This is a genomic window from Moorena sp. SIO4A5 (genome assembly GCF_010672005.1).
Lineage (GTDB): Bacteria > Cyanobacteriota > Cyanobacteriia > Cyanobacteriales > Coleofasciculaceae > Moorena.
The window spans coordinates 1-4,985 of sequence record NZ_JAAHHZ010000339.1 but is presented as its reverse complement, the minus strand read 5'-3'; the positions used below and the strand labels follow the sequence as shown (position 1 = coordinate 4,985).

Sequence of the window (4,985 nt, the reverse complement as noted above, 5' to 3'; positions counted from 1 at the left end):
GGGGGACTTTGAGAGTTTTGTACCCCCCAGCGAGGGATTGCTCGCTGGGGGGCTAGGGGGGCGAAACTTGCTGTATTACTAGATTTAACTGCTTGAGCTAGGGCGCAATCATCGATTAATGCTTGACGCACCACCTCAATCCCACCGATGCGCTTTAAGGCTTGATGGGGAATTAAAATACATCCTCCAGCCGCAGCCGCAGTAGATTTTGTGGGGTTATTGACCCAAGCAAAGGGATACAGTTTTTGAAAGAAGAACACAAAAGCAGGAATAAGTAGTCGCTCCCAAAAGTCTTGGCATCTGAGCAACACCATTAGGGAAACTAGATCCAAGTGTTCCATCTCGGCTTTGGTTACCAGTTGACGGAGATTGGCTGGATCATGCTCAATATCAGCATCGGTAAATAAAAAATAATCTGGGGCTGGGGTTTGCTGCTGCCCATGACGAATCCCTTGTTCTAAGGCCCAGAGTTTACCAGTCCAGCCAGGGGGTAGCTCTTGACCGGATAATACCTCTAGTTGGAATCGTTCGGAGGATTCGTTGCTTTCCTGGGCAAGGGCTTGAGCAATGGTGCAGGTTTGATCAGTGCTTTGGTCATCGACTACAATCACCTTCAAGCAGCCAGGGTAGTCTTGAGCCAGAAGCGATCGCAATGTCGTGGGGAGCAACTCAGCTTCATTACGAGCTGGAATTACAGCACAAACCCTGGGTAAGGATTCCCCTTGACCTACAGACCTGGTAGAGAATTTCTCTATAACCAGCCGTTGATCTGCTCGCCAAAACTGACCCCGAAATGCTAGTAATCCGATCCAAATCCCTAAGGATAGAACAGTGATTGCTAATCCGATTGTATCCATTTGTATTGATACCTATTGCTAATTCTCCACTACAAGTAGCAAAATAACGTAACCAAAGGTGCGCGCACCTTTGAATCTGGTGTGTGAAGTAGAACGGTAAAACATGCAAACCCAAGACAGGATTGTAAACTCAGGGGTTACAGAAGCGATCGCAAATAGCCAAAGCTATCTACTCGCTCAGCAATATCCCGATGGTTACTGGTGGGCAGAACTAGAATCTAATGTCACCATAACGGCGGAAATTATCCTACTCCATAAAATTTGGGGAACTGACAAAGAACGACCTTTACATAAAGCGGAAGCCTATCTGCGTTCTCAACAGCGGAAACATGGTGGCTGGGAACTTTTCTATGGCGATGGTGGGCATTTGAGTTGTTCGGTGGAAGCTTATATGGCACTTCGCCTTTTGGGGGTACCCGCCAGCGACTCAGCTTTGGTCCGAGCCAGGGATTTTATTCTCAGACGAGGTGGCATCAGCAAAACCCGGATTTTCACCAAATTTCATTTAGCCTTGATTGGCTGCTATAGCTGGCGCGGGATTCCCTCGATTCCCCCCTGGATAATGTTGTTTCCGCAATGGTTTCCCTTTACGATCTATGAAATGTCTAGCTGGGCAAGGGGAAGTACAGTTCCTTTATTAATTGTCTTTGACCAGAAGCCAGTATTTGATATTCAGCCAAGCATCACTCTAGACGAGTTATATACCGAAGGAGCTGATCACGCCAAGTTTGAGCTACCTCGCAATTCCGATTGGACAGATTTATTTGTATTGCTTGATGATGGATTTAAGTTAGCAGAAGACTTGAATTTAGTTCCATTCCGGAAGCAGGGACTGGCAGCAGCAGAAAAATGGGTCTTGGAAAGGCAAGAAGCCACAGGAGACTGGGGGGGAATTATTCCAGCCATGTTGAATTCCCTGTTAGCGTTGCGTTGTCTCAACTATGATCTTGCGGATCCGGTCGTGCAACGGGGACTTGAAGCCATTGATCGCTTTGCCATTGAAACCCCTGACAGCTACCGAGTCCAAGCCTGTGTTTCCCCAGTTTGGGATACAGCTTGGGTATTGCGAGCGATGGTGGAATCTGGTTTAGAACCGGATCATCCAGCCTTAGTTCGGGGTGGAGAATGGTTGTTGCAGCAGCAAATACTAGACTATGGGGATTGGGTGGTCAAGAATCCCCAAGGGAAACCAGGAGGATGGGCCTTTGAGTTTCAAAACCGTTTCTATCCCGATTTAGATGATTCCCCAGTGGTGATTATGGCCTTGAATAGCTTGAAACTGCCTAATCAGAAACTAAAGCAGGCAGCCATAGCTCGTGGCTTGGCTTGGATAGCATCAATGCAGTGTAACCAAGGGGGTTGGGCGGCGTTTGATATTAATAATAATCAACACTGGCTCAATTCTCTGCCCTATGCTGACCTGAAAGCGATGATTGACCCTAACACAGCGGATGTGACCGCACGGGTCCTGGAAATGCTGGGTTCGTGTAATTTATCCATAGAATCCCAGCAGTTAGAGAAAGCGATCGCATTTTTGATTCAGGAACAGGAAGCCGATGGCAGCTGGTTTGGTCGTTGGGGGGTTAACTATATCTATGGCACCAGTAGTGCTCTTTCCGCCTTATCTAAAATAGCGCCTCACACCCACCAACGTAGTATCGAACGGGGTGCGGCTTGGCTAGTGAAATGTCAAAACCTCAATGGTGGCTGGGGTGAGACCTGTCTTAGTTACGATGATCCCAGTCTTAAGGGACTAGGAATCAGTACCGCATCTCAAACCGCTTGGGCTTTAATTGGTTTAATGGCAGCAGGAGAAGCTACTGGCAACTGGGCAAGGGATGCCATTGAGATGGGAGTCAACTACTTAGTGTCAACTCAACAGCCCGATGGCAGTTGGGATGAAACCGAGTTTACAGGCACAGGTTTTCCCAGTCATTTTTATTTGAAGTACCACTTCTATCAACAATATTTCCCGTTGTTGGCCTTGGGACGGTATCAAATGTCTGTTTCAAGTTGAAGGTTGTTGGTCAGAATGTAGAATTAAGAATGTAGAATTAAGAATGTAGAATTAAGAATGTAGAATTAAGAATGTAGAATTAAGAATTAAGAATTAAGAAGGCAGAATGGTGAAGGCAGAATGGTGAAGGCAGAAGACAGAAGGCAGAAGGCAGAATTCCCAATTCTCAATTCTTAATTCCCAATTCCCAATTCTTAATTCCCAATTCCCAATTCCCAATTCTTAATTCCCAATTCCCAATTCTTAATTCTCAATTCTCAATTCTTAATTCTTAATTCTCAATTCTTAATTCCCAATTCTTAATTCTTAATTCTTAATTTCCACGCATCCTGTTTATTGCTGATGGGATGCCAACCAGACTGTCAAATCTGTGACTGTCTCAAAATCCAACAGCGCCTCGCTCAACTCCTCCAATTGAGCCACAGAAAGCTTTTGGATCCCCTCAAGTAGCTGGTTTTCAACACTCCCAAACCGACGGGTGATCAGACGTCTAACGATTGAGTACCCTTCCTCTTGCCTTCCTTCAAGTTTTCCTTCAAGTAAACCAAGTTTATGTCCTTTTTGAATGATCTTCTGATAAATTACAGACTCTTGCATCACTTCCTCCGGAAATAATTCTGTGATCAACCTTTGGTCAAACCGCAAACCAGCTAGTAACTGGGTACAAGCGGATATGTTAGTAAAAGCTAGTGGTTCTTCAATCCTATCTACTGCTGCTGCCACTTGCTCTAATAATCTGGTTGGAGACTCACGCTTATGCCAGAGTCGCAAAGGGCAATAAGGCGGGATTGGTCAAAAATAGCTCAGGGTCTTGCTCCCACATCCTGATTACTCGATAGCAATGACTGGTGTTAGTATCGACCAACTGATTAGTATAAGCTTTTTCTGAGTTAGTGGATTTCAGAAATATCACCACCTGCTCTATGGGACAGTTATACTTTTCTTTGAGTCTGACCCAATACTTTAGCATCCGCAATGGTAGGGATGGCTTGGAAACCGGTAGGGTTTGAAATTCCCACTGCAGGATTTGGTTAGGGGTTTGCAGCAGGGTCAAGGAATCGGCGTGAATCGGTTCGGTATTTAACTCAGTTTTCAGGACTGATATTTCAGTAACTTCAATATCATGAAGCCACCTGATCAAATCAGCTGGGTAGTTTTCGGCGAGATATTTACAGATATTATCGTAAGCCAAGGTAGTTATCTATGGTTAACAGTACCTGGGCCAGTTTACCGGATTTGGTCAAAAAAAGCGATCGCTTTTAGCGGAAGCGAAGCTTCATCGCGTAGCGTGACCATTCGCGTAGCGTGGCCTTTTGGCCAAGGTCAATCGCTTTTAGCCTGGCCATAGGCCAATCGCTTTCGCGTAGGGGCTCTTTGAGAGCATCGCTTTTTTTATTGCTGATGGGATGCCAACCACACAGCTATATCTGTCACTGTCTCAAAATCCAACAGCGCCTCGCTCAACTCCTCCAATTGAGCAACAGAAAGCTTTTGGATCCCCTCAAGTAGCTGGTCTGAAACACTACCAAACCGACGGGTGATCAGGCGTCTAACGATTGAGTACCCTTCCTCTTGCCTTCCTTCAAGTTTTCCTTCGAGTAAACCAAGTTTATGTCCTTTTTGAATGATCTTCTGATAAATTACAGACTCTTGCATCACTTCCTCCGGAAATAATTCTGTGATCAACCTTTGGTGGAACCGCAAACCCGCTAGTAACTGGGTACAAGCGGAGATGTTAGTAAAAGCTAGTGGTTCTTCAATCCTATCTACTGCTGCCGCCACTTGCTCTAATAATCTTGTCGGGGACTCACTGAATGCCAGAGTTGCAAAGGGCAATAAGGCGGGATTGGCCAAAAATTGCTCAGGGTCTTGCTCCCACAGTCTGATTACTCGATAGCGATGACTGGTGTTAGTATCGACCAACTGGTTAGTATAAACTTTTTCTGAGCGAGTGGATTTCAGAAATATAACCACCTGCTCAATCGGACAATCATACTTTTCTTTGAGTCTGACCCAATACTTGAGCATGCGCAATGGTAGGGATGGCTTGGAAGCCGGTAGGGTTTGAAATTCCCACTGCAAGATTTGATTAGGGGTTTGCAGCAGGGTCA

At 45.6% G+C, this 4,985-nt stretch carries 3 protein-coding genes and 1 pseudogene; 1 reads left to right on the top strand and 3 read right to left on the bottom strand.

Features of this window, described 5'->3' with window-relative positions; genetic code table 11:
- Positions 1–857: glycosyltransferase (locus tag F6K57_RS36495; RefSeq protein ID WP_293073063.1), on the bottom strand; the 857-nt coding region annotated here is incomplete at its 3' end.
- 103 nt (positions 858–960) lie between these two features.
- On the opposite strand from F6K57_RS36495, the gene shc reads away from it, so the two are divergent.
- Positions 961–2,874, top strand: coding sequence for a squalene--hopene cyclase (gene shc, locus F6K57_RS36490; protein WP_293073060.1), 1,914 nt, complete (start codon positions 961–963; stop codon positions 2,872–2,874).
- 333 nt (positions 2,875–3,207) lie between these two features.
- Here shc and F6K57_RS36485 read toward each other — a convergent pair.
- Both F6K57_RS36485 and F6K57_RS36480 read right to left on the bottom strand, forming a co-directional pair.
- Positions 3,208–4,066: pseudogene (locus tag F6K57_RS36485) on the bottom strand (DUF4351 domain-containing protein).
- 200 nt (positions 4,067–4,266) lie between these two features.
- Positions 4,267–4,985, bottom strand: a 719-nt coding sequence (locus F6K57_RS36480; RefSeq protein WP_293073057.1) for a DUF4351 domain-containing protein, incomplete at its 5' end; no start/stop codon positions are given.